The sequence below is a fragment of the Arthrobacter sp. A5 genome, assembly GCF_051131705.1.
In the GTDB taxonomy this organism is placed as follows: domain Bacteria; phylum Actinomycetota; class Actinomycetes; order Actinomycetales; family Micrococcaceae; genus Arthrobacter_M.
The window spans coordinates 1,120,059-1,142,943 of the sequence record NZ_CP180316.1 but is presented as its reverse complement, the minus strand read 5'-3'; the positions used below and the strand labels follow the sequence as shown (position 1 = coordinate 1,142,943).

Sequence of the window (22,885 nt, the reverse complement as noted above, 5' to 3'; positions counted from 1 at the left end):
CACCCTCGTCCTTTTGCCGCGCGCGGGCGCCCGGCGTCGTTACTGACCGACCCGCTTGGGGGCCGAAAACCTCTCTAAGGTTACCCGCATGCGGGGCCGGTCCCGCCCGGGCGCCCGCTGCCCGGACCATCGACGCCGCAGGTCCGGCACCAGTGCCGCGGTGGGCGCATGCCGCCAATGACGGGGGGCGCGTGCCGCCACCGCAGAGGGCGCGTGCCGCCCCCGCACGGGCACTCGGCGCGGTGGTTGACCGGCAGGCCCGCGGCTACGGCGCCGCCGCACCGTCCCACGGAGTCCTCGGGTGCCGCTGATCCGCGGCGGCCAGGGTGAGGATCCAGGCGTCTGCGGGTGTTCCACGGTCGTCGGTGAAGCCGCGCAGCTGCGCTTCCAGCTGGAACCCCAGTTTCCAGGCCAGTTTGCGGCTCGCCCAGTTCGGCACCAGCGCGCGCCAGTAGAGGTACTGGAGATTCAGACCGGTGAAGGCGTAGTCGATCAACAGCCGCGCTGCCCCCTCGGCCGCCCCGCTGCCCCGAGCCTGCGAAGCCATGTTGATGCCGAGCTCGGCCGTACCTGGCCGGAAGCCGTGCAGGTCGATGGTGCCCAGCAGTTTGTCCATGCCCGTGTCGGTAACCGCGAAGGTGTGCGTCTCCCCGCTGGCCCAGCCCCGCGGTACAACATCGTGGATAAAGGTCAGTGCATCGGCCGGACCATAGTCCAAGGGCACCGTAGTCCAGCGGATCGCCTCCGGATCCCGGCAATTCGCGACAAGCTGCTCCTTATCCGAGCTCCGGAGCGACCGCAGTGTCACAAAGGCGTCGGTGAGTACCGGCACGACCGCTGCCGGGGCCGGAAATTCCGGAAGACGGCCCCGCCCGGAACCGTGGTCCTGCGCCGTCAGCGTGAAAATCCACCCGTCCGCAGGCTGGCCGCCGGCGCTGCCATACCCCCGAACGGTGCCTTCCAGCGTGAATCCAGCGCGCTCGGCCAGACGTCTGCTCGCCATGTTGCCGACGCCGGCGTGCCAGTGCAGGACGTCCAGGCCCAGTGTGTCGAAGGCGTAGCCGGTGATCAGCCGGACCGCGTACAGCGCCAGGCCCCTGCCTCGAGCCGACGGGGCGAGCTTGATGCCCAGTGCGGCGCTGCCGTCACGCACATTATGCAGCGCCGTTGTCCCGGCGAACGCGCCGCTGCTCTCGGCAACGGCGAAACGCAGGGTATGGCCACTGGCCCAATTCTCCGGGATGATTCCGGTGATCGCGGCCAAGGCCTGCGCAGTGGTCATTTCCGGATCCGAATTGGCCCAGCGGACATTGTCCGCATCCCGGTTCAGTGCCGCATAGTCGCCGGCATCGGCGGTCCGGAACGCGCGCAGCCGTACGACGCCGTCGTCAAGCTCGGGAACGCCCGCACTCATGCGGTTTGCGCCGGTGCCCGGTGACGGTACAGCCAGATCAGGCCCAGAATGGGCAACAACAGCGGAACAAATCCGTAGCCGCGGCCGAACAGGCTCCAGACGGTCTCCTGTGGGAACACCCGGGCATCAAAGAGACTCAGTGCTCCCACGACCAGCACCCCGAGCAGTTCCACACCGACCGCCACCGCGGCCGCACGGAACCAGAATGCCCCCTTTTTGGCCAGCGAAACGGTGGCAGCAATGTAGACCAGGCCGGCAAAGGCGGAGAGCAGGTAGGCCACCGGCGCTTCGGAGAACTTGCTCGCGATCTGGAAGCCGGCACGTGCGCTGGCGGCAAGTGCGAAAATACCGTAGACGGCGATCAGGAGCCGGCCCGCACCGGTTGACTTGCTGTCCTGCGTCCTGGCCGCCGGAGTGCTGTTAATGGTCATAGCTATGTCCCTACCGCTAGTGTTGCCATGCCGTACCAAATCTGCGCCATTCGGGCCATCATCACCACGATGGTCAGTCCCACCGCCGCCAGCACGTAATTACTCCAAAAGGCGCGGTCCAGAATGGCCCAATAGAATCCCGCGACCGGCAAGGAAATGGCCGTAATCAGGTAGGCCCAGAATTCCCATGCCGCCCCGGCTGGCTGCACGCCGGTGGCGGTCCTGACGATTGAGGCCACCAGATAGCTCAGCAGAAACAGTTCAACCGCCACCACGGACAGCAGCGTTACATCGTTGGGCCCCTTCTTCAGCAACGCGGCCACCACACAAATTAACGAGGAGATGAGCCCGACCACGAGCGAAGCAATAAACCAGCCGTCCACTGTCACGCCTTAGGCTCCCAGATCAGGGCTGAAAACGAGGACGGGCCTGGCATAGCTTCCGGCGTCCGCCAGCAGGGCCACCAGAGCGCCGTCCGGCCCAAACGCGGCGGCGGGCTTCTCCGAGGTGTGGGGGCCGTCCCCGCTGCACACAATCCGCCGGCCGAAGGAGAGCTCGGATGCTTCCTCGTCGGTCAGTTCGCGCACCGGCATCAGTGCCCGGGCGGCCCCGGCCAGGTCAAGGATCTGCACCTCGCCCCCTGACTGCACAGCGTCCTCGAGCTGTTCCAGGGTCCTGGCCTGGTCGACGGAATAGGGTCCCACGCGGGTGCGGCGCAGCGCGGTAAGGTGCCCGCCGACCCCCAACCCGGCGCCAAGATCCCGGGCCAGCGCCCGGATGTAGGTTCCCGACGAGCACTCTACCGTGACGTCAAGATCGGTCAACTCCACGCCGTCTCTGGCCCCGGCAACTGGCGCTGCTGGGACCCTGCGGATGCCGTGGATTTCAAAGCTGTGGACCGTAACCGGACGGGAGGCCAGGATCACTTCTTCGCCGGAGCGGACCCGGGCATAGGCGCGCTCGCCATTGACCTTGATGGCGCTGACGCTGCTGGGAACCTGCGAAATTTCCCCGGTCAGTGCCCCGACCGAGGCGCGGATAGCCGCATCGGTGAGCGCCGCCGTCGTCCTTGTGGCGGTGACCTCGCCCTCGGCGTCGTCCGTCACGGTGCTGCGGCCAAGCCGAATCGTGGCCTCGTAGGTTTTGCCGGTCCCGACGATGTACGTCAGCAGACGGGTGGCCTTGTTGATACCGACAACCAGCACGCCGGTGGCCATCGGATCCAGGGTACCGGCATGGCCGACCTTGCGGGTTCCGGTCAGGCGCCGCAGCCGGGCGACGACGTCGTGGCTGGTGAAGCCGGGCGGTTTATCCACGATGATCAGTCCAGAATGCACGCTCTCCAGTATATGTGGAGCCCCTGGGAAGTCCTGCCCGAGGCAGCTGGCGCCTGTGCTGGACGGTCAGTGCTGGACGGTCAGCACGTTCGAGGTGGCCAACACCGAACCGTCCAGGTGCAGCGCCTGAACCGCGACCTTGGCCGCCACTGCCACCGCCGCGGACGTTTCAAATCCGCGGCGCGGCACGGTCCCCGCCTCGGTAAGCGATTCCTCGCTGGCCCCGGTCATAAACCGCCACGCCGCGGTTTCCGTGGCACCGTTCCAGCTGGCGTAGACCTGCATCGTGGAGCCGTTGCCGGTTAGAACAGCGGCCTCGGGAAGCGTGGTCGGGCTTGCTGTCCAGGGGCAGCGGTAGGTCCGGTAGGACGCATTGCCCAAGCCAGTGGTTTCGAACAATGCCCTGCCATCCGGGGTGAATTCGGTGGCGGCGGGGTCCGATCCCCAACCAACGAGGACATGCCCGTCGTCGAGAATCTGGACATTTCCCTGCGAATTGCCACGATGGCCGGCATGGCTGAACTCCTGTTGCAGTGACACCGTCCGCGCCGCTTCGTCGACGCTGAGCAGCCACCCACGCGAGGCGCCGGTATTCCCGGCGGAATAGTGGTTGTCGAAAAGGCTAATCAGGGTGCCGGACCGGTGCCGGGCGTCGTGCTGCCGGGCGAATGCTGCGTCCGAGGCCACCGTGAAGTCGCTGAGCTTCCCGCCCAACCGCCAACGGATGGCCCCGTCCGCGCGGTTGAGCAGATAGAGCGTGTGCGTGTGCCGTGAGGAGACGAGCAAGGCATCGCCTGCGTCATCGACAGAATTGAGATGGAACGGATCGAACGCCTTGGCTTCGGTGGAACCATCGGCGCTGGCGTTGTCGTCCGCCGGCAACTTGTAGGTATCCGCAATATCGATATGGTCGGCGGCGCTCCAGTCGAAAAGCATCTCGCCGGATCTGACGTTGATTTCCTGGACATGGCAGTCGTAGATGAACCCTTTGGTCGGACCGCCGACGGGCCGCAGATCATGGGGAACCGTCGGGTACGACATCATCAGCGCGGTGCCGGCCGCGGTGAGGCTGAATTCGTGCAGGTCCGCTTTCAACCCGTTGCCGGCATTGACTTGGGCGACCATCGTGTAGCTTGTGTCCAGAATGGTGCCGGTGCCCTGCCCATGTCCGCCGATTCCGGTCCCGGTCCAATACGTCAGCACCGGCTGGCCCTCGAACGTTTGAACCCGCAGGTCGGTCACGCCGGCGCCGGTCGACTCCATCCACACAGGTTCGGCATGGCTGTCCAAAATCAGACCATTGGAGCCGTGACCCATCGGACCGACAAAAATCAGCCCGGCGGCGGTCGGCGAAGTGGCCCAGCTTGTGACCCGCGGGGTGGTCAGGTGTGTGCTGACGAAGGTCCGGTCCGGCAGCGCGGGCGGCGCTGCGGCAACAGAGCTGGACGACGCCGACGGGCTGGGACCCGCCGATGCGCCTGGATGCGCGGCGGTACGAGTCAAAGCGCCGGAGATCGCATCGTGGCTGGCATAGGTGGCAGCAGCAACCGCTCCCGCCCCGGCCAGCCCGGCGCCGATCAGGAACCCGCGGCGGCTGAGAGCTCCCCGCACCCAGGTCCTTCGGTCGACGCCGCGGCTGGCTTCGTCCTCATCCTGGATAGGTTCCATATTCAATAATATGGACCGGGATCTGCAGTTCACCGGCACGTACGCTGATACTCTGCTGTGAGCCCTCAGCATCCCCACGGGTCCTATTTCAAAGCGGCAGTCGTGCTTTTAACGCGGAAGCCCGCCGGCACGCACCCTGTCGGGCGGTGCGGGCGGGGCCTGCGCCGGGTTTATTCCTCGTCGTCGTCCCGCTGGTCCAAATCGGATTCGTCATCCTTCTTGTAAGGATCCGCGTCCCCGGCGAAGGCAGCACCCTGGGCGATCGCGGCGACTTCAGCATCGCGTGCCTTGGCCGTCCGAAGCAGATCCTCCAGGTGGCTGGCGTTAACCGGAATTTCGTCCGCCACAAATTCCAGCGTGGGAGTCAGCCGGACCGTAACGTTCCGGCCCACTTCCTGCCGAAGCACGCCGCGGGCCTTTTCCAGCCCCACCTTCGCATCGGTCTGCGCGGTTTCGTCGCCGAGCACCGTGTAGTAGACCGTCGCATGCTGAAGGTCATTGGTCACCCGGGCATCGGTCACCGTGATGCCCTGGACCCGGGGATCCTTGACCCGCTTGCGCAGCCCCTCGGCGACAATAACCTTTATCCGTTGCGCCAACTTAGCAGCGCGTGCCGAATCGGCCATAAAACTACTCCTCAATAAGGTGAAGTGCGCAAAATGGGGGTGATTTGGCTTTGCGGCCCCATTTTGCGCACCTCAGATGTCGGTGTTAGGCGCGCGGCTTCTCGCGCATCTCGAACGTCTCGATGATGTCCTCGGCCTGCAGGTCGTTGAATGACCCGAGTCCGATACCGCACTCGAAACCATCCCGGACCTCGGTCGCGTCGTCCTTGAAACGCTTGAGCGAATCGACGGTGAGGTTTTCCCCAATAACCTTGCCGGCGCGCAGCACTCGTGCCTTGGAGTTCCGACGGATGGTACCGGAGCGAACGATGGAACCGGCGATGTTTCCGAACTTGGACGAACGGAAGATCTCGCGGATCTCCGCCGTACCAAGCTGGACTTCCTCGTACTCCGGCTTGAGCATGCCCTTCAGCGCCAGCTCAATGTCATCGATCGCGCCATAGATGACCGAGTAGAAGCGCATGTCAACGCCTTCACGGTCCGCAAGATCGGCAACACGCTCTGCCGGTTTGACGTTGAAGCCGATGATGATCGCATTGTCCACGGTGGCCAGGTTGACGTCGTTCTGCGTGATGGCACCAACGCCGCGGTGGATAACCCGCAGCTGGACACCCTCACCGACGTCAATCTTGAGCAGCGAATCCTCCAGCGCCTCAACGGCACCGGACACGTCACCCTTGAGGATGAGGTTGAGCGTGTCAACCTTGCCCGCGGCGACTGCCTGATCGAAGTCTTCAAGGCTGATGCGCTTGCGGCGCTTGGCCAGGGCAGCGTTGCGGTCGGCCGCTTCACGCTTCTCGGCGATCTGACGAGCCGTACGCTCATCCCCGGTAACGAAGAACGTGTCACCTGCACGCGGAACATTGGACAGCCCCAGTACCTGTACCGGGCGCGACGGGCCCGCCTCCGTGATGATTCCGCCGTCCTCATCGAACATGGCCCGCACACGGCCGTGCGCCGTACCGGCCACGATCGTATCGCCGACGTGCAGCGTTCCGGACTGGACCAGCACCGTGGCTACGGCACCCCGGCCCTTGTCCAGGTTCGCTTCGATCGCGATACCGCGGGCGTCCTTGTTCGGATTGGCACGCATGTCCAAAGCCGCATCCGCCGTCAGCAGGACCGCTTCGAGCAGCTCGTTGATGTTCAGGTTCTGGCGGGCCGAGACGTCGACGAACATGGTGTCGCCGCCATATTCCTCAGGAACCAGACCGTATTCGGTCAGCTGCCCACGGATTTTCTCCGGGTTGGCGCCTTCCTTATCGATCTTGTTAACCGCGACGACGATCGGCACGTTTGCTGCCTGGGCGTGATTGAGCGCTTCGACCGTCTGCGGCATGACGCCGTCGTCGGCTGCGACCACCAGGATAGCGATATCGGTGACCTTGGCACCACGGGCACGCATAGCGGTGAACGCTTCGTGGCCCGGAGTATCAATGAACGTGATACGGCGATCGGTGCCCTCGTGCTCGTGCTCAATCTGGTAGGCACCGATGTGCTGGGTGATGCCACCGTGCTCATCGGCCACAACGTCCGAGTTGCGGATGGCATCCAACAGACGCGTCTTACCATGGTCGACGTGGCCCATGACGGTGACGACCGGCGGCCGCACCTCGAGGTCCTCGTCACCCTCGGCCTCAAGTTCGGCCTCGAAGTCGATGTCGAAGTTGCTGAGCAGCTCGCGCTCCTCGTCCTCCGGCGATACGACCTGGAGCTTGTAGCCCAACTCGGTGCCGAGCAGGGCAAAGGTGTCCTCGTCGAGCGACTGGGTCGCGGTAGCCATCTCACCGAGGTGGAAGAGTACCGTCACCAGCGCTGCCGGGTTCGCCTCGATCTTGTCGGCGAAGTCCGTAATCGAGGAGCCTCGGCGCAGACGAACAATCGTGTTGCCGTCGCCGCGGGGTACGCTCACGCCACCCAGCGACGGAGCACTCATCTGCTCCAGTTCCTGCCGCTTCGCCCGCTTCGACTTGCGCTGCTTGCCGCGTCCGGCGCCTCCCTTACCGAAGGCGCCCTGGGTCCCGCCGCGTCCACGGCCGCCCTTGCCGAAACCACCGCCGGCCGGTGCTCCGGTGCCGCCTCCGGCACCCGGCGCACCAGTTCCCGGTGCACCCGGACGTCCACGGCCGGCTCCGCCGGGGCGATCGTTGCCGCGGCCCGGTGCTGCCGGACGCTCGGTGCGGTTAGGCATCATGCCCGGAGTGGGGCGCGCGCCGCCGGGGCCCGAACCGCCAGGACGCGGTGCCCCCGGACGAGGTCCGCCAGCGCCAGCCGCGGGACGGGGTCCGCCTGCGCCGGCTGGGGGCCTTGTCCCTGCATGAGCGCCGCCTGTTCCAGCCTCAGCGGAGCGGGGTCCGCCCGTACGCGGCATGCCCTGGGACGGAGCAAAAGGATTGTTTCCCGGACGGGGGCCGGCGGCGCCGGGACGCGCGCTCCGCTCGCCCTCACCACGGTCGGGACGTGAACCGGATCGGGGCATGCCCTGCGACGGCGCGAACGGGTTGTTGCCTGGACGCGGGCCGCCGGGGCGCCCTGCCGTCGCAGGACGCGACGGGGCCGGTGCAGGAGCCGGGCGTGCTCCCGGCTTGGCCGCAGTGGACGATGCTGCAGCCGCTGCTGCCGGAGCCCTCTGAGCTACGGGAGCCGGAGCCGCAGGAGCGGTAACCGCCGGAGCGGCCTGAGCTACGGGAGCGGTAGCCGCCGGAGCGGTCTGAGCTACGGGAGCGGTAGCCGCCGGAGCCGTCTGGGCTACGGGAGCCGTAGCCGCAGGAGCTGAAGGTGCTGCTGCCGGAGCCGGAGCCACGGGAGCTGCCGGAGCCGGAGCTGAGGACGCGGGGGCGGCCGGAGCCGGCGTTGTCCTAGCGGAAGGAGCCGGAGCGGCTGCCGGAACCGGAGTTGCCTGAGCGGCCGGAGCCGGAGCAGCGGCCGGGGCAGTTGAGGAGCCGTTGGAAGCCCCGGCACCGGAAGGTGCAGCGGGGAATGCGTCGCGAAGCTTCTTCACGACGGGCGCCTCGATGGTGGAGGAGGCAGAGCGAACAAACTCGCCCAGTTCCTGAAGCTTGGTGACAGCTTCCTTCGAGGTAATGCCGAGCTCTTTTGCAAGCTCGTGTACGCGGGCCTTGGCCACATTTCTCCTGTCTCGGCCCGCACCGGACAGGTACGAGCCTTTAATTCTTAATTCGACGCTCCATGCCGGAACGTACGGTTTCAGAGCATAAAAAAACGCTCATCGTTGGGCACTCATCGCTGGGTACTCATCGGGTTTCCATCAGTTTTCTGACCCGCTTCCAGGTTGGACATTTGTTCAGTTCGGTCATAGTGCTACCCTCCGGTCAGTCCTGCGATATGGCCTAGGACGGACGAGTTGTCGGCGACACCCGGCAGGGCGCGGCCGATGGCACGTCGTTTGAGAGCCAGCTCAAGGCATTCCCGGGTGGGGTGCAACCAGGCACCCCGACCGGATAGACGATGGTGAGGATCGGCTACCGCACTAATCACACCGTCGGCAGTCATTCCACGCACCATCCGCAATAACCGTGACTGGGCATCACGACGACGGCAACCCACACAGGTGCGCAACGGTACCGCAGGCGCTTGAAACACTGTTTCCGCTTCAAACACTTCTGTTGCCTCAGGTGGGAGTCGACGGTCGCTGGACCCGGTCTATTACATTCTAGCGCGTCGGGAACGGCGTGCCTAAACGCTGCCGGAGCCTGAGGTGCCATTTATGACGACGTTTACCGTCCGCGACGCCGGAATTTCCAGCTCACTGACGGAGAACGGCGTCAATGTGACCACAGTCCGCATCACGGGAGAATTAACCAGCTGCGGCAACCGCCGCATCCGAGATGATGTCGATCCGCCAGCCGGTCAGCTTGGCAGCCAAGCGGGCGTTCTGCCCTTCCTTGCCGATGGCCAGCGACAGCTGGTAATCGGGGACGACTACGCGTGCGGACCGGGCATCCGCATCGGTGATCGTAACGGAAATCACCTTTGATGGAGACAGCGAGTGGGCAATGAAAGTGGCGGGATCGTCACTGAAATCAACGATGTCGATCTTCTCGTCGTTGAGCTCGGTCATCACGGCGCGCACGCGGGACCCCATCTCGCCTATGCATGCTCCCTTGGCGTTGATGCCCGGCTGGTGCGCCATGACCGCGATCTTGGTGCGGTGCCCGGCCTCCCTGGCCAGCGCGACGATCTCCACGGACTGGTCCGCAATTTCCGGCACTTCCAGTTCGAACAGTTTCCGGACCAGGCCCGGATGCGAGCGGGAGAGTGTGATCGAGGGACCTTTGAGCCCGCGGTGCACATCGATGACGTATGCCCGGACGCGGTTCCCGTGTTTGTACTGCTCGCCGGGGACCTGCTCCGTGGGAGGCAGCAAAGCCTCCACCGAGCCCAGGTTCACCTGAATCATCTTCGGGTTGTGTCCCTGCTGGATCTGCCCGGAAACGAGTTCGCCTTCCTTGCCGCGGAATTCGCCCAGGACGTTGTCATCCTCAACATCGCGAAGCCGCTGCAGGATGATCTGGCGTGCCGTACTGGCCGCGATCCGGCCAAATCCGGCGGGCGTGTCGTCGAACTCGCCGATCGCGGCGCCATCTTCGTCAAGCTCTGCGGCCCAAATCGTTACATGCCCGTTCTTGCGATCCAGCTCCGCCCTGGCCGTTGCCACCGCTCCTGGCGATTTATGATAAGCCACCAGCAGTGCCTGTTCGATCGTCGGGATCAGCAGATCCAGAGGGATCTCGCGCTCACGCTCCAACAACCTCAGCGCGCTCATATCGATATCCATGTCAGCTATCCTCTCCGTCGACCGCGCCTGCGGCCGGATCAAAATTCTCGTTCAGCCCGGCATCCTCGGACACAGCTTCATCCGCGTGACTGAATTCAACTTCAACCGTGCCGCGGCGAATTCGGCCAAAACTGATGCGTTCGGGTTCACCCTGCTTGGGTTTCATGCCCTTCTTAACCGGCAGCTCAGGGCGGATCGTGACGCCGTCATCGTCGACCGCCAGCAGCCGTCCTGTCAGGTTCTCCCCCTGCACCACGTTGATCCTGACCATCCGACCACGAGCGCGGCGCCAGTGCCGGGGCTCCGTCAACGGACGGCTCACACCGGGCGACGAGACTTCCAGATCGAACGGGCGGCCGTCGTCGTGGGGGTCCGCGTCCAGCACATCGGAGAGCTCACGGGAAATCTCCGCAATGATATCCAGACCAACGCCGCCGCTGAGGTCCTGTTCAAGGTCGACGACGACGCTGACGGTACGGTGGGCGCCGGCCAGGTGGACGCTGACGTCTTCAAGGTAGAGTCGGTGAGCCTTAACGGCGGGGTTCAGCAGGCCAAATAACCGCTTGGCTTCCGTAGCCGTGGCAAGAGTTGTGTCGTGAGGCGCACTATGAGCGGTGGGCCGATCCGGCTGGGTCATGAGTTTGCCGCCTCCCGTTAGATGATGTTGTAGCCCATATCCTACCGAGTTTCGAGCCGATCGGGTGAACCGGCACCGGCCGTTGCACGCCCTTCCAGCGGGCGTTCGAGCGCGTTGTGTGCGCGCTGAGCAAGCGGCGTGAGATCATCAGTCATTGTGAATGACTCCTGCTCCGCCAGCGACGACGGCGACCGCCGGCGAGGCACCAATTTGTCCGGAACCGCGCGTAGTATCCGCCGCACGGAACCCCATTGGGCGCCCACGCCTGCCACCCCTCCGGCAGGTTTTTTTATCGCAGCCGATGTGGAAGCCGGCAGCGCGGCAGGGACCGATACGACGCCTCGGTCTGTGCCGGATCCGGCGGCATACGTCCGTGGGACAGCCGCCGCGGAGACCAACATCACCCCGGCTGCCGTTGTATCATCCGGGCCGGATCATGAAACGACAACCTCGCCGGAGCCCGGAGCGGACCTTGCGGCCAAAGCAGCCGGAGAGCCGGAGCCCGGAGCGGACCCTGCGGCCAAAGCAGCCGGAGAGCCGGAGCCCGCACCTCACCCGGTACCCGAGCCCGCGGCGGTGCCCGGGACTCCAGGCCCCACCGGTGCCGCGCACGCAGGCACCGGAATCGACGCCCAAAGCCGGCAAGCGGCGTCGGGGTCAGAACACGGCTTGAGCCCGTCCGGAAGCGGCCGAGGGCGCGGTACCGTGCGCGCGGGGGCCGGTGTCGTTCGCCGGCTGCTGCTTCTCCTGGTGGCCGCCGCCCTGGTCCTAAGTCTGGGAACTGTAGTTGCCAGCATGAGGGAGCCGGAACCTGCCGGGCCATCCGCTACCGAGCTCGCCCGACAGGATGCCCTGTCCAGTGCCAGCGTTCTCGCGGGTTCGGTGGCCGCTCTGCAGGCTGCGGCACCCGCGCCCGCCATTGCCGCGCAGCTCCAAGCCGCCGACACGATGCTGCATGGCTACATGACTGCGCTGTCCGTTCCCGGGTCCGGCATACCGACCGAGGGTGCGGCATCTGCTTCCGGCTCCGCGGCCCGGGCAACGGAACCGGCAGGCATCGGAGAACTGATCGACGGCCTGGCAGCGAACAGCACCACGTCCCTAACCGCCGCCGGGACGGCAGACGGGACCGTGGCCCGGGTGCTGGCGTCCGGCGGGGCCGCCACCCTGATGCAGGCCCGGGCCTTAGCCGCTGCCGCCGCGCTGCCGGTACCGAATTCCCCGTACCTCGCTTCCGGCAGCGTTTCTCCCGGCTCCGGCACCGTTTCTCCCGGCTCCGCCGCCGGAACCAACGGTGCGTCCGACGTTGCATCCAATGGTGCGTCCGGCTCCCCATCCGGCGGCTCCGCGACGTCAGGCCTGGCCGCCGCCTCGTCCGTTCCATGCGCGGGTCAGCGGTCCCCCGCCGCCGGGATCAATGACGGACAGGCGCTTTTGGCGGCCACGACCGCGGAGCAGAAGGCCATCTATGCCTACCAGGTTGCCGCCACCCGGCTGACGGATCCGGCGTCCAGCTTGGCCGTCAGGATTCTGTCCGCGCACGAGGCGTCGCTGCGCGCTTTGCAGGATCTGCTCGCTGCCAAGTGTCTTGCGGTGCCTGCGGTGGAGCCCGGGTATGCTCTGGCTCCTGGGTTCACCGCCCAGCCGGCCGCCGCCCTGGCGGGGTTGGAGGATCAGCTCGGACTTCTCTACGGGGAACTCATTGCGCTCAGCGGCCCGACTGACACGAGCCCTCCTGCCGCTATCCGGTCCGTGGCCATCACTGGCCTGATTGACACGGCGCAGCACCGGTTGCTCTGGGCAGCGCCCGACCGGCCCCTGCCCGGGCTTGACCTTCCCGCCGACGACGGCAGCACGGGCACGGGCGCCCCAGGCTCGGCAGCACCCTCGGCCGCCGGCGTGGGGTGACCAACGGAAAACCACGGATATCACGGGTAACAACGGATCGCCACGGCAGCTCCGCGAGAGTCACACCGGTGCCGGCCGATCTGCCGCACCTTCCGGAGGTCCGCATTGGCCCCCCCGTGCATGGAGCTCCGGATATGTCGTCAGGGCACCCTTTCCTTGCTGGCGGTACCGGGACTCACGTGGTTTGCTGATGGAATGAGCGAAGCGCCGGAACTCTCCGTACACAACAATGAACCGCATCGAGGAGACGTTGCCCAGCGGCTGAATTGGCTGCGCGCGGGGGTGCTCGGCGCCAACGACGGCATCGTTTCCGTGGCCGCCATCGTCGTCGGAGTCGCCGGTGTCACGACCAGTACGGGGCCGATCCTGATCGCGGGCATGGCCGGACTGGTGGGCGGTGCCATATCCATGGCGCTGGGGGAATATGTTTCCGTCAGCAGCCAAAGTGACAGCCAACGCGACCTGATCGCGAAGGAACGCCGGGAGCTGGCGGAGGAACCCGAGGAGGAGCTCGCCGAGCTCGCCTCCATGTATCAGGCCAAGGGCCTCAGCGCCGGCACAGCCCAACAGGTTGCTGAGGAACTAACGGCCCACGACGCGCTGGCGGCGCATCTGTCCGTCGAGCTGAACATCAACGCGGAAGACGTCGTCAGCCCGTGGCATGCAGCCCTGGCCTCCGGAGTATCATTCACCATCGGCGCCATCCTCCCGATGCTCGCCATACTGCTGCCGCCGGAGGCCTGGCGGGTGCCTGTCACCTTCGTAGCCGTGCTTGTTGCCCTGGGGGCGACCGGTTGGCTTGGCGCCAACATCGGCGGCGGCTCGCGCCCGCGCGCTGCGGTGCGTGTCGTCGTCGGCGGTGCCTTGGCTCTGGCAGCAACCTACCTGATCGGGAATCTGCTCGGCGCCAGCGGGGTCGTCGGCTAATCCTTCCCGCCGCCAGCGGCCACAGAACGGCCGTGCGGCAGTAGGCTATGGATTGTGGCCGCCGTCGTACCGATCCCCGCCGACCTGCAAAGGCGTTACCGCAACAGCAGCGCCCGGCGTGCGTGGCTGGCCAGCGTCCCCGTACTGATTGAAAACTCCTTGCAGCGCTGGAATCTCGTAGTGGACCTGCCCGCGGGACGGGAACCCTGGAACGGCGGAACCGGCATCGTGGTCCCGGTCAGGGCCGGGGACGGGACAAGGGCAGTTCTGAAGGTTGCGTATCCTTCCGAGGAGACCCGGCTGGAGCCGCTGGCGCTGCGGCTTTGGAGCGGACACGGGGCCGTGCGGTTGCTGGAAGACGATCCCGCGGACTGTGCCATGGTCCTGGAGCGACTGGACGCCGGACGTTCCCTGCAGGGCGTTAACATCGATCCAGCCATTGAGGTCTGGGGCGGCATTGTCCGGCTGCTTTCCGTGCCTCAGGACGCCCAGCCCGGCTGGCCCGAGCTCCCCCACATCGCAGATACGGCCGAACGCTGGAGCGACGATCTCCCGGCCGACTGGGACGAACTGGGCCGTCCTTTTGAGCGCTGGCTGCTGGAGGCCGCTCTGGAGGTCTGCCAGACACGGGGGGCAGTGGGCAGGCGGTCATCGCGCGACGTTCTGGTGCATTCCGATCTGCACTTCATGAACATCCTCGGCCGGCCTTCGGATGAAAGCTATGCCGCCATCGATCCGCAGCCCACCGTGGGTGAGGCCGAATTCGCGGTGGCACCGTGCCTGTGGAACCGGATTCCGGACCTTTCCCGGGCAGATCCGCAGGCGGCGCTGCGCGAACGCTGCGCGGATCTGTGTGAGGCCGCCGGGCTGGACTACGAAGTCGCCCGACAATGGACCATTGCGCGCGAGGTGGACAACGCGCTGTGGTATTTTTCCGGAGGCGCCCACCAGGGAGACGCGGTGCGCTCCCTCTGGGTGGCCAGCACGCTGGCCGGAAAAACGCTCGCCGGGCTGCCTGCCGCGCATGAGCTCAAGACCCTGTAGACCGGTTCCGACAGGTGGTCCTAGCCGTTATGGGCAAGGTTTTCATTCCATACGTCATAGCCCAGCTTAATAATCAAGGCACCCACCACGACCAGGAAGACAACCCGGATGAAGCCGCTGCCCTGCTTCACCGCTGTCCTGGCCCCCAAATAGCCGCCGGCCATGTTTGCCGCTCCCAGCAGCAGGCCCACGCCCCACAACAGCGAACCATGCGGGAGGAAGAACAGCAGGGCTCCGGCGTTGGTGGCCATGTTGACGATCTTGGCCTTCGCGCTGGCCTCCAAAAACGCATAGCCCATCAGGGTCACCAGGGCGATGATCAGGAATGAACCGGTGCCGGGGCCAATTAGTCCGTCGTAAAAACCGATCACGGCGCCAATGACGCCCGCGAGTACATAGTGCCGATGACCGGTATGCCTCAGCGCGGTCAGCTCACCCACATTCGGCTTAAGCGCGGTGAAGATGGCCACCGCAATCAGCGCCGCTACGATGATGGGTTTGAACACGGACTGCGGCAGGTTGGCGGCCAGCACCGCCCCGCCGAAGCTCCCGCCCAAGGCCACCACCGCCATCGGGATGGCCGTCTTGAGGTCCGGGCCCACCCGCCGGTAATACGTGACAGCGCTGGTGGTGGTCCCGAAGATGGAGCCCATTTTGTTCGTCGCCAGCGCCTGCACGGGGGTTATCCCCGGAATCATCAGCATGACGGGAAGCTGGATCAGGCCGCCGCCCCCGACGACGGCGTCAACCCAGCCGGCGGCGAAGCCTGCCACGACCACCAGAATGATCGTGGTCAGCTGGATGTTCTCAAATCCAGAGATCAACGCCGCGCCGCGTCAAGCACATACTGGACCGCCGCACCGACGGCTACGTTGTCCGCCACACCTGTAGCGCGGTTTTTAATTTCGACGACGCCGTCCACCAGTCCGCGGCCCACAGCCAGAATCGTGGGGACGCCGATCAGCTCGGCATCGCCGAACTTCACGCCCGGCGAGACCTTCGGACGATCATCGTAGATGACTTCCAGCCCCGCTGCTTCCAGCTCTTCGGCCAAGGTCTGCGCGGCGGCAAAGATTTCCTCTCCCCGCCCGACGGCCACCACGTGGACGTCCGCCGGCGCGACCGACCTCGGCCAGACGAGGCCCTTGTCATCGTGGTTCGATTCGGCCAGCGCTGCCACGGCACGCGTCACGCCCACGCCATATGATCCCATCGTGACCACGGCGAGCTTGCCGTTGCGGTCCAACACCCTCAGGTCCAGCGCCTGCGCGTATTTCCGGCCCAATTGGAAAATATGCCCCATCTCTATCCCACGCGCAGCCTCCAACGGCCCGGAGCCATCTGGAGCCTCGTCGCCCGCGCGTACCTCCACCGCCTCGATGGTGCCATCCCAACCGAAGTCCCGGCCGGCCACCAACCCGAACACGTGCTTTCCGGCCTCATTGGCACCGGTGATCCAGGACGTTCCCGCGGCGACGCGGGGGTCCACCAGGTACAGCAGTTTGGTGGTCCCTTCGGCGCCCAGCACCGCAGCGTCCAGGCTCAGTCCCGGCCCGATGTAGCCCTTGACCAGCAGGGCATGTTTTTTGAGATCTTCTTCGCCGGCGGCCTCGACGCCGATCTCGCCCGCGGTGGGAAGGTATACCCCGATGTTGGCCTCGATGCGCTTCAGGTCCACCGCCCGGTCACCGGGCAGGCCGACGACGACGAGCTGCCGTTCTCCGGTGGGCAGGTCGACGGCCAGCACGACGTTTTTCAGCGTGTCCGCCGCGGTCCATGGTCCGGAATTGCGCGGGGCAATGGCATTGGCAGCGTCCACCAAGGTCGCGATGGTGGGCGTCTGCGGTGTATCGCGCACCACGGCGGCAGGGGCGCCGCTGAAATCGATGTCCCTCGGAGCAACGGTGGTAACCGCTTCAACGTTGGCCGCGTAGCCGCCGGCCGAACGCACAAAGGTATCCTCACCGATCGCGGTCGGATGCAGGAACTCTTCGCTCTTGGACCCGCCCATGGCACCGGCTGTGGCCGCGACCGGAACAATGTCCAGGCCTAGCCGTTCGAAGATCCGCAGATAGGCACTCCGGTGGGCCTGATAGCTTGCTTCCAGGCCGTCGTCGTCAATGTCGAAGGAATACGAATCCTTCATGATGAACTCCCGCCCGCGCAGCAGACCCGCCCGCGGACGCGCCTCATCGCGGTACTTGTTCTGGATCTGGTAAATGCTCAGCGGCAGATCCTTGTAGGAGCTGTACAGATCCTTGACCAGCAGAGTGAACATTTCTTCATGCGTAGGCGCCAGCAGGTAATCGGCACCCTTACGGTCTTTCAGCCGGAAAATGCCGTCACCATATTCGGTCCACCGATTGGTGACCTCATAGGGCTCCTTGGGCAGCAACGCCGGGAAATGCACCTCCTGCGCGCCGATGGACGCCATTTCCTCGCGGATGATCTCCTCCACCTTGCGCAGCACGCGCAGACCAAGCGGCAGCCACGTGTAGATGCCGGGGGCCGCACGGCGGATGTAGCCGGCACGCAGGAGCAGCTTGTGGCTGGCCACCTCGGCTTCGGCGGGGTCCTCGCGCAACGTGCGAAGGAACAGGGTAGAAAGGCGAAGGACCACGGGGGATTCCGTTTCTTGAGCAGTTGGGGCCTGACAAAGTTACAAAGGCCTGTACTAATCTACCGTCCGGGGCACCGTGAGGCACTTTGACGCCGCCGTCCACGATGAACGGCCGCCGCAGAGGTGTACCGGATTGATCAGGATGCTGGACAGACGCGTTCCGCAGGCCTAGCTTTAATTCATCGCCTGATGAATTAGCCCGGAATGCCTTTTGGAGGCCGCCATGTCCCACCTTGCCCTCCCCCATGACAATGCCCCGTCGGCGCCATCGGTCCCCGGCGTGGAAGTCCGCGGGTTGTCTGTGCGGCGGGCGAAAGCCACCGTCCTGGCCGGGCTCAACTTCACCATCCCCTCCGGCCGCATCACCGGGCTGCTGGGCCCCTCGGGCAGCGGGAAAACCACGCTGATGCGGGCCATCGTCGGCGTCCAGCGCATCACGTCGGGAACAGTACGGGTGATGGACAAGGACGCCGGCGACCCGGAGCTGCGGCGTGACGTCGGCTACGTGACCCAGGCGCCAAGTGTCTACCGTGATCTCAGCGTCGAGGACAATGTCCGCTACTTCGGCGCCATGCACCGCCGCAACCGCGCCCAAGTGAGGGAGGCGATCGACGCCGTCGGGTTGACCGACCTCGCACGAGGCCGGACGGCGGACCTGTCCGGCGGACAGTTCAGCCGGGTTTCGCTGGCGTGTGCACTGGTCTCCACGCCCCGGCTGCTGATTCTGGATGAACCGACCGTTGGGCTGGATCCGGTGCTGCGGGCAGAGCTTTGGGAGCGTTTCGCCCGGCTCGCCGCGGGCGGCACCACACTGATCATTTCCAGCCATGCCATGGAGGAAGCAAGCCACTGCGACACCTTACTGCTGTTGCGTGACGGCAGGCTGCTGGCCCAGCTCACACCGGACGAACTGCGCTCCCGTGGCGCATCGGATGATCTTGAACTGGCTTTCCTGCATCTGATCCGGGCGGACATCGCAGCCCAGGGCGGCGCGGCATGAACCCGCGGATGATGGGCGCCACCGCTGCCCGCGTGCTCCGTCAGCTCCGCGGTGACCCGCGCAGCATCGCCCTGATTCTGGTGGTTCCCGCCGTGCTGTTGACGTTTGTCTATTACTTGTTCGAAAACGAAACACTGCCGCCCGGCATCCCGCGCACCTTCGACCGGGTGGGGTTGATGATGCTGGCCATTTTCCCCTTCGTGGTGATGTTCCTGGTGACCTCCATCACTATGCTGCGCGAGCGCACGTCGGGCACTCTGGAAAGCCTGCTGACGACGCCTATCCACAAGGCGGACCTGCTTTTCGGCTACGCACTGGCGTTCTCCATGATGGCGGCGCTGCAATCTCTGGTGGCCACCGCCGTCGCCTATTGGGTGTTTGGTCTGGACATCAAGGGCAATCCCGGTCTGGTCGTCCTGGTGGCCGTGCTGAACTCCGTGCTCGGCGTGGCCCTGGGGTTGCTCTGCTCGGCGTTTGCCAGGACGGAATTCCAGGCCGTTCAATTCATGCCGGTGGTGGTCATTCCCCAGATTCTGCTCTGCGGACTGTTCGTGGCGCGGGATCAAATGAACAGCGTGTTGGAGGCCGTTTCGAATGTGCTCCCGTTGAGTTATTCCGTGGACGCGCTGCAGGAAATCGCAGGGCACTCCACGTCCACGGCGGCCATGTGGGCGGATGTGCTGGTGATGATCGGGTTCGTCCTGGCGGTGCTTTTGCTGGCATCACCGACGCTGCGTAGACAGACGCCATGAGCGCCGGCCTGCCACGGCGGGGGCGGCGGAGCGGCACCGAAAACACGCGCGCAGTGATCCTTTCCAGCGCCCGGAAGCTGTTCGCCGAGCTCGGATACGATGCGACCAGCCTGCGCGGAATCGCCCGTGATGCCGGGGTCGATTCCGCGATGGTGCATCACTATTTTCAGGACAAGGATGGACTCTTTGCCGCCTGCATTGAACTCCCCGCAGATCCGCGCACGGTCCTGGCCGGCGTCGCTCACACCGCGCCGGAAGTCCGCGGGGAAGCCCTTCTGCACGCTGTCCTTGGCCTCTGGGACTCACCCGCGCAACCTGCCTTGATTGCGCTGATGCGCGGAGCCGTGAGCTCCTCATCCCGGGCCGCCCTGCTGCGCGAAGTCCTGATCAAACGAATTGTCGCACTGCTGTTGGCCGATTTGCCCGGCGATGCCGCTGCGCATCGGTTGCGCGGATCCCTCGTGGCGAGTCAGCTGATCGGCCTGATGATCAGCCGCTACTTCCTGAAGTTGGAACCGCTGGCCACCGCGGATCATGACGAAGTCGTCGCCCTGTTGGGTCCTACCGTCCAGCGCTACCTCACCGCTCCCCTGCCGTAGCTCACGTTCGTTGTCGGGGAACGGCGCATGCGGACGGCGGCTTGTCGGAACGACGACAAATCGCCCCGCTCATTCGGCTCATCGAGCGGCTGCTCATCGTAGGCGGCGTAGCCGCGTCCACCTCGTCGTCGCGGTGGCGAACGAGCAACGCAACGAGAGGCGCGTCGATGAGGGCAGCTTCGGTGCCCCGGACATCGCTCGCCGAGCACCTTCCAGGAGGTCGGCTTCCAGGAGGTCGGCGTCAATAGTCGTGCTCAGGCGTATGAGGACCACGCCGTGATCATGCCGCGCCGACGCTGGCGCGGACAATTCATCCGCGGACGTCAACTGACTAAGGTGCCCGCAATGGGCGTAGACGACCAAAACGGCCCCATCGCGGGCACCTCAGAAGTCGGGGGAAGGGCGCAGGGCGTTCAGGGTGTCATCTGCCCAGCTGAGCCAGGCCGTCTCGAAGCTGATGCCAGCCTGCAGGACCGCGCGTTGCAGGGCCGCGTCGGGTCCACTATCAGGTCCGACGCTAAGTCCACCGCTGGGCCCCACGCCTGGTCCGCAGCTGCGTTCGTCCGGGGCGGCTGTGGACTCCCGATGCGGTGGAAACTTCGTAAAATCATGGGCTTCTACCGCCTGATAAAGGGACAGCTGTTGTTGATGCAGCCCCCGGTGCCGTGCCAGTTCCGCGCGCAGGCTTCCATCCCGCACGGTTCCATCGTGCGTCATTCCTGCCTGCAATACGGCCGCCGCCCGAAGCCTTACCAGCAGGGCGTCCCGGACAGGCTGCGGATCCTGCTGCAGCCCGGTCCAGCGCTGAAGCTCCGCCGCTCCAGCCGGGAGGACCGCGTAATCGCGTTTTCGCCCCCTGGTCGCTTCACGCGCAGCGGACCGGATCAGACCACGCTCCTCCAGCCGCGCCAGCTCGCGATAGATCTGCTGATGGGTGGCCTGCCAGAAGTAGCCAATCGACTTGTCGAAGCGCCGTGCCAGCTCGGCCCCTGAGCCGGGTCTTTCCAGCAGGGACGTGAGAATTGCATGCGGAAGCGACATGGTTAGAGGACGGCCGCCAGCCGGGTACCCTGGCTGATCGCACGTTTGGCGTCGAGTTCCGCCGCAACATCGGCCCCGCCGATCAGGTGCACCGAAGCACGGCTTCCGGCCTGCCCTGCCGGTCCTCCCTGCGCGGAGAGTGCCGCTAGTTCTGCCAACTCCACCTGCAGTTCCCGGCGCGGATCCTGCCCGGTGCACACAATCACCGTATCCACGGCGAGAACCTGCATGGCGCCGTCGATGCTCAGGTGCAGTCCGTCGTCGTCAATCCGGTGATACGTCACGCCGGGAATCATCGTCACGCGCCTGGCCTTCAGCTCGGTCCGGTGGATCCAGCCGGTCGTTTTGCCGAGCCCTGCACCGATTTTGCCGGCCTTGCGCTGCAGCAGGTAGACCTCGCGGGCTGTCGATGGGCGCTGGGCCGGCCGGATCCCGCCACGATCGGCGTAGTCCGGATCGATGCCCCATTCGCGGTAAAACTTCTCCGGGACCAAGGTGGCGCTCTCGCCGTCGGCCGTAATGTACTCCGCCACATCGAAGCCGATGCCGCCAGCGCCGAGAATTGCGACCCTGGCCCCGACCACCTTCCCGTCCCGGACCACTTCCGGATAGGTCAACACACTGGGATGGTCCAGCCCCTCGATCTGAGGCATTCGCGGTGTGACCCCGGTGGCCAAAACGATCTCATCGAAGCCGCCCGCTGCCAGCTCGACGGCCCCGACTCGCGTGTTCAACCGGACCTCCACCCCGAGCAGCTGGAGCTGGCGGCCGAAGTAGCGGATGGTTTCATAAAACTCCTCCTTGCCGGGAATCCGCTTGGCAATGTTGAACTGGCCGCCCAGCTGGGCATCCGCCTCAAACAGCGTCACCGCATGCCCGCGCCCTGCCGCCGTTACCGCAAAGCTCAGACCTGCGGGACCGGCGCCGACAACGGCGATCCGCTTAGCCGACGGCGCCGGGGTGACAACGATCTCTGTCTCGTGGCACGCGCGGGGGTTGACCAGGCAGGAGCTGGTCTTGCCAACAAAGGTGTGATCCAGGCAGGCCTGGTTGCAGGCAATACAGGTATTGATTTCATCCGCGGCCCCGCGGGAGGCCTTCAGGACAAAGGCCGGATCAGCCAGCAGCGGCCTTGCCATCGACACCATGTCCGCGAATCCGTTGGCCAGAAGCTCCTCGGCCACCTCCGGCGTATTGATCCGATTCGTGGTGACCAGCGGGATGGACACCGAGCCCATCAGCTTTTTGGTCACCCAGGCAAAACCGGCCCGGGGCACCGACGTGGCCACCGTGGGGATGCGCGCCTCATGCCAGCCGATTCCGGTATTGATCATGGTGGCACCCGCCGCCTCTATCGCCTGCGCGAGTGTGGTCACCTCCGCGAGCGTGGACCCGCCCTCCACCAGGTCCAGCATGGACAGCCGGTAAATGATGATGAAATCCGGGCCCACCCGTTCGCGGGTGCGGCGCACAATTTTCAGCGGGAAACGAATCCGGTTGTCGTACGGACCTCCCCAGGCGTCGTGGCGTTCGTTGGTGCGCGAGACGATGAACTCATTGATCAGGTAGCCTTCTGAACCCATGATTTCCACGCCGTCATAGCCGGCCTGCTGGGCCAGTGCTGCGGCGTTCACGAAGTCCTCGATGGTCTGCTCCACCTCCTGGGAGGAAAGTGGACGCGGAACCAGCGGGCTGATCGGCGCCTGCACAGCGCTCGGCGCCACCGGTTCCGGCTGCGTCGAATATCGCCCGAAATGCAGCAGTTGCAGCGCGATCCGGCCGCCATTGGCGTGCACTGCCTCGGTGACAAGCCGGTGCTGCTCCGCCTCGGCCTCGGTGTTCAGCTTCGCCCCGCCCGCAGCAGGCCGGCCCTGCTCATTCGGGGAAATGCCGCCGGTGACCATCAAGGCGACGCCCCCGCGGGCCCGCTCGGCATAAAACGCCGCCATCCGTTCAAAGCCGTGGGGCAGCTCCTCCAGGCCCACGTGCATGGAGCCCATTAGCACCCGGTTCGGCAAGGTCATGAAACCCAGATCCAGCGGCTTCATCAAATGAGGATAGTTCGTCACGGATGCAACTCCTT

General features: G+C 65.5%; 20 protein-coding genes. 6 read left to right on the top strand and 14 right to left on the bottom strand.

Going from position 1 to position 22,885, the window contains the following annotated elements; genetic code table 11:
* Positions 1 to 265: 265 nt before the first annotated feature.
* The 10 genes from ACLLJI_RS05190 to rimP form a co-directional block, all read right to left on the bottom strand.
* Positions 266 to 1,414, bottom strand: coding sequence for a GNAT family N-acetyltransferase (locus ACLLJI_RS05190; RefSeq protein WP_434618729.1), 1,149 nt, complete (start codon positions 1,412 to 1,414; stop codon positions 266 to 268).
* Complete coding sequence (locus ACLLJI_RS05185) at positions 1,411 to 1,845, bottom strand: hypothetical protein (RefSeq protein WP_434618726.1); 435 nt, start codon at positions 1,843 to 1,845, stop codon at positions 1,411 to 1,413. Before ACLLJI_RS05185 ends, ACLLJI_RS05190 begins: the two co-directional genes overlap by 4 nt.
* A 2-nt stretch (positions 1,846 to 1,847) precedes the next feature.
* Positions 1,848 to 2,228, bottom strand: coding sequence for a hypothetical protein (locus ACLLJI_RS05180; protein ID WP_434618723.1), 381 nt, complete (start codon positions 2,226 to 2,228; stop codon positions 1,848 to 1,850).
* 9 nt (positions 2,229 to 2,237) lie between these two features.
* Positions 2,238 to 3,182, bottom strand: a complete 945-nt coding sequence (truB, locus tag ACLLJI_RS05175; RefSeq protein ID WP_434618720.1) for a tRNA pseudouridine(55) synthase TruB — start codon at positions 3,180 to 3,182, stop codon at positions 2,238 to 2,240.
* Positions 3,183 to 3,248: 66 nt separating this feature from the next.
* A complete protein-coding gene (locus tag ACLLJI_RS05170; RefSeq protein ID WP_434618717.1) occupies positions 3,249 to 4,850 on the bottom strand; it encodes an arylsulfotransferase family protein in 1,602 nt (533 codons plus the stop codon).
* Positions 4,851 to 5,020: 170 nt separating this feature from the next.
* Entirely contained in the window at positions 5,021 to 5,476 is a 456-nt protein-coding gene (rbfA, locus tag ACLLJI_RS05165; protein ID WP_434618714.1) for a 30S ribosome-binding factor RbfA, read from the bottom strand.
* Between the two features lie 85 nt (positions 5,477 to 5,561).
* Positions 5,562 to 8,603, bottom strand: coding sequence for a translation initiation factor IF-2 (infB, locus tag ACLLJI_RS05160; protein ID WP_434618711.1), 3,042 nt, complete (start codon positions 8,601 to 8,603; stop codon positions 5,562 to 5,564).
* A gap of 194 nt (positions 8,604 to 8,797) precedes the next feature.
* On the bottom strand, positions 8,798 to 9,043 hold the full coding sequence (locus ACLLJI_RS05155; RefSeq protein ID WP_434621245.1) for a YlxR family protein: 246 nt from the start codon (positions 9,041 to 9,043) through the stop codon (positions 8,798 to 8,800).
* Positions 9,044 to 9,293: 250 nt separating this feature from the next.
* Entirely contained in the window at positions 9,294 to 10,274 is a 981-nt protein-coding gene (gene nusA / locus ACLLJI_RS05150; protein ID WP_434618708.1) for a transcription termination factor NusA, read from the bottom strand.
* Between the two features lies 1 nt (position 10,275).
* A complete protein-coding gene (rimP, locus tag ACLLJI_RS05145; protein WP_434618705.1) occupies positions 10,276 to 10,911 on the bottom strand; it encodes a ribosome maturation factor RimP in 636 nt (211 codons plus the stop codon).
* A 795-nt stretch (positions 10,912 to 11,706) separates the two neighbouring features.
* Here rimP and ACLLJI_RS05140 point away from each other — a divergent pair.
* From ACLLJI_RS05140 to ACLLJI_RS05130, 3 genes are all read left to right on the top strand, one after another.
* The gene (locus tag ACLLJI_RS05140; protein ID WP_434618702.1) at positions 11,707 to 12,819 is read left to right on the top strand and encodes a DUF4439 domain-containing protein; all 1,113 of its coding nucleotides are present in this window, start codon (positions 11,707 to 11,709) and stop codon (positions 12,817 to 12,819) included.
* A gap of 195 nt (positions 12,820 to 13,014) precedes the next feature.
* Positions 13,015 to 13,746: a VIT1/CCC1 transporter family protein gene (locus ACLLJI_RS05135; RefSeq protein ID WP_434618699.1), complete on the top strand. Its 732-nt coding sequence runs from the start codon at positions 13,015 to 13,017 to the stop codon at positions 13,744 to 13,746.
* A gap of 54 nt (positions 13,747 to 13,800) precedes the next feature.
* Positions 13,801 to 14,790: an aminoglycoside phosphotransferase family protein gene (locus tag ACLLJI_RS05130; protein ID WP_434618696.1), complete on the top strand. Its 990-nt coding sequence runs from the start codon at positions 13,801 to 13,803 to the stop codon at positions 14,788 to 14,790.
* Between the two features lie 20 nt (positions 14,791 to 14,810).
* Here the strand turns inward: ACLLJI_RS05130 and ACLLJI_RS05125 are convergent, their stop codons facing one another.
* On the bottom strand, positions 14,811 to 15,614 hold the full coding sequence (locus ACLLJI_RS05125; RefSeq protein WP_434618693.1) for a sulfite exporter TauE/SafE family protein: 804 nt from the start codon (positions 15,612 to 15,614) through the stop codon (positions 14,811 to 14,813).
* Positions 15,611 to 17,410 carry a proline--tRNA ligase gene (locus ACLLJI_RS05120; RefSeq protein WP_434618690.1) on the bottom strand — a complete coding sequence of 600 codons (1,800 nt, stop codon included), beginning with the start codon at positions 17,408 to 17,410 and terminating at the stop codon, positions 15,611 to 15,613. The genes ACLLJI_RS05125 and ACLLJI_RS05120 overlap by 4 nt, the downstream gene beginning before the upstream one ends.
* A gap of 223 nt (positions 17,411 to 17,633) precedes the next feature.
* Here ACLLJI_RS05120 and ACLLJI_RS05115 point away from each other — a divergent pair, with 223 nt between their 5' ends.
* Genes ACLLJI_RS05115 through ACLLJI_RS05105 form a run of 3 tightly spaced genes read left to right on the top strand, consistent with a single transcriptional unit; the run spans position 17,634 to position 19,761 of the window.
* Complete coding sequence (locus tag ACLLJI_RS05115) at positions 17,634 to 18,410, top strand: ABC transporter ATP-binding protein (RefSeq protein WP_434618687.1); 777 nt, start codon at positions 17,634 to 17,636, stop codon at positions 18,408 to 18,410.
* Positions 18,407 to 19,162, top strand: coding sequence for an ABC transporter permease (locus ACLLJI_RS05110; RefSeq protein WP_434618684.1), 756 nt, complete (start codon positions 18,407 to 18,409; stop codon positions 19,160 to 19,162). Before ACLLJI_RS05115 ends, ACLLJI_RS05110 begins: the two co-directional genes overlap by 4 nt.
* A complete protein-coding gene (locus tag ACLLJI_RS05105) occupies positions 19,159 to 19,761 on the top strand; it encodes a TetR family transcriptional regulator (RefSeq protein ID WP_434618681.1) in 603 nt (200 codons plus the stop codon). Before ACLLJI_RS05110 ends, ACLLJI_RS05105 begins: the two co-directional genes overlap by 4 nt.
* Positions 19,762 to 20,145: 384 nt before the next feature.
* Here ACLLJI_RS05105 and ACLLJI_RS05100 read toward each other — a convergent pair whose 3' ends face one another.
* A complete protein-coding gene (locus ACLLJI_RS05100) occupies positions 20,146 to 20,802 on the bottom strand; it encodes a PadR family transcriptional regulator (RefSeq protein ID WP_434618679.1) in 657 nt (218 codons plus the stop codon).
* Positions 20,803 to 20,804: 2 nt separating this feature from the next.
* Positions 20,805 to 22,871: an FAD-dependent oxidoreductase gene (locus ACLLJI_RS05095; protein ID WP_434618676.1), complete on the bottom strand. Its 2,067-nt coding sequence runs from the start codon at positions 22,869 to 22,871 to the stop codon at positions 20,805 to 20,807.
* Positions 22,872 to 22,885: the final 14 nt, after the last annotated feature.

Bases quoted from the DNA above. Each gene is read 5' to 3' on its own strand.
- ACLLJI_RS05170 (WP_434618717.1), bottom strand. From the start codon at position 4,850: ATGGAACCTATCCAGGATGAGGACGAAGCCAGCCGCGGCGTCGACCGA.
- ACLLJI_RS05115 (WP_434618687.1), top strand. From the start codon at position 17,634: ATGTCCCACCTTGCCCTCCCCCATGACAATGCCCCGTCGGCGCCATCG.
- rimP (WP_434618705.1), bottom strand. From the start codon at position 10,911: ATGACCCAGCCGGATCGGCCCACCGCTCATAGTGCGCCTCACGACACA.
- rbfA (WP_434618714.1), bottom strand. From the start codon at position 5,476: ATGGCCGATTCGGCACGCGCTGCTAAGTTGGCGCAACGGATAAAGGTT.
- ACLLJI_RS05100 (WP_434618679.1), bottom strand. From the start codon at position 20,802: ATGTCGCTTCCGCATGCAATTCTCACGTCCCTGCTGGAAAGACCCGGC.
- ACLLJI_RS05105 (WP_434618681.1), top strand. From the start codon at position 19,159: ATGAGCGCCGGCCTGCCACGGCGGGGGCGGCGGAGCGGCACCGAAAAC.
- ACLLJI_RS05135 (WP_434618699.1), top strand. From the start codon at position 13,015: ATGAGCGAAGCGCCGGAACTCTCCGTACACAACAATGAACCGCATCGA.
- ACLLJI_RS05140 (WP_434618702.1), top strand. From the start codon at position 11,707: ATGAGGGAGCCGGAACCTGCCGGGCCATCCGCTACCGAGCTCGCCCGA.
- ACLLJI_RS05190 (WP_434618729.1), bottom strand. From the start codon at position 1,414: ATGAGTGCGGGCGTTCCCGAGCTTGACGACGGCGTCGTACGGCTGCGC.
- ACLLJI_RS05110 (WP_434618684.1), top strand. From the start codon at position 18,407: ATGAACCCGCGGATGATGGGCGCCACCGCTGCCCGCGTGCTCCGTCAG.
- nusA (WP_434618708.1), bottom strand. From the start codon at position 10,274: ATGGATATCGATATGAGCGCGCTGAGGTTGTTGGAGCGTGAGCGCGAG.
- ACLLJI_RS05185 (WP_434618726.1), bottom strand. From the start codon at position 1,845: ATGACCATTAACAGCACTCCGGCGGCCAGGACGCAGGACAGCAAGTCA.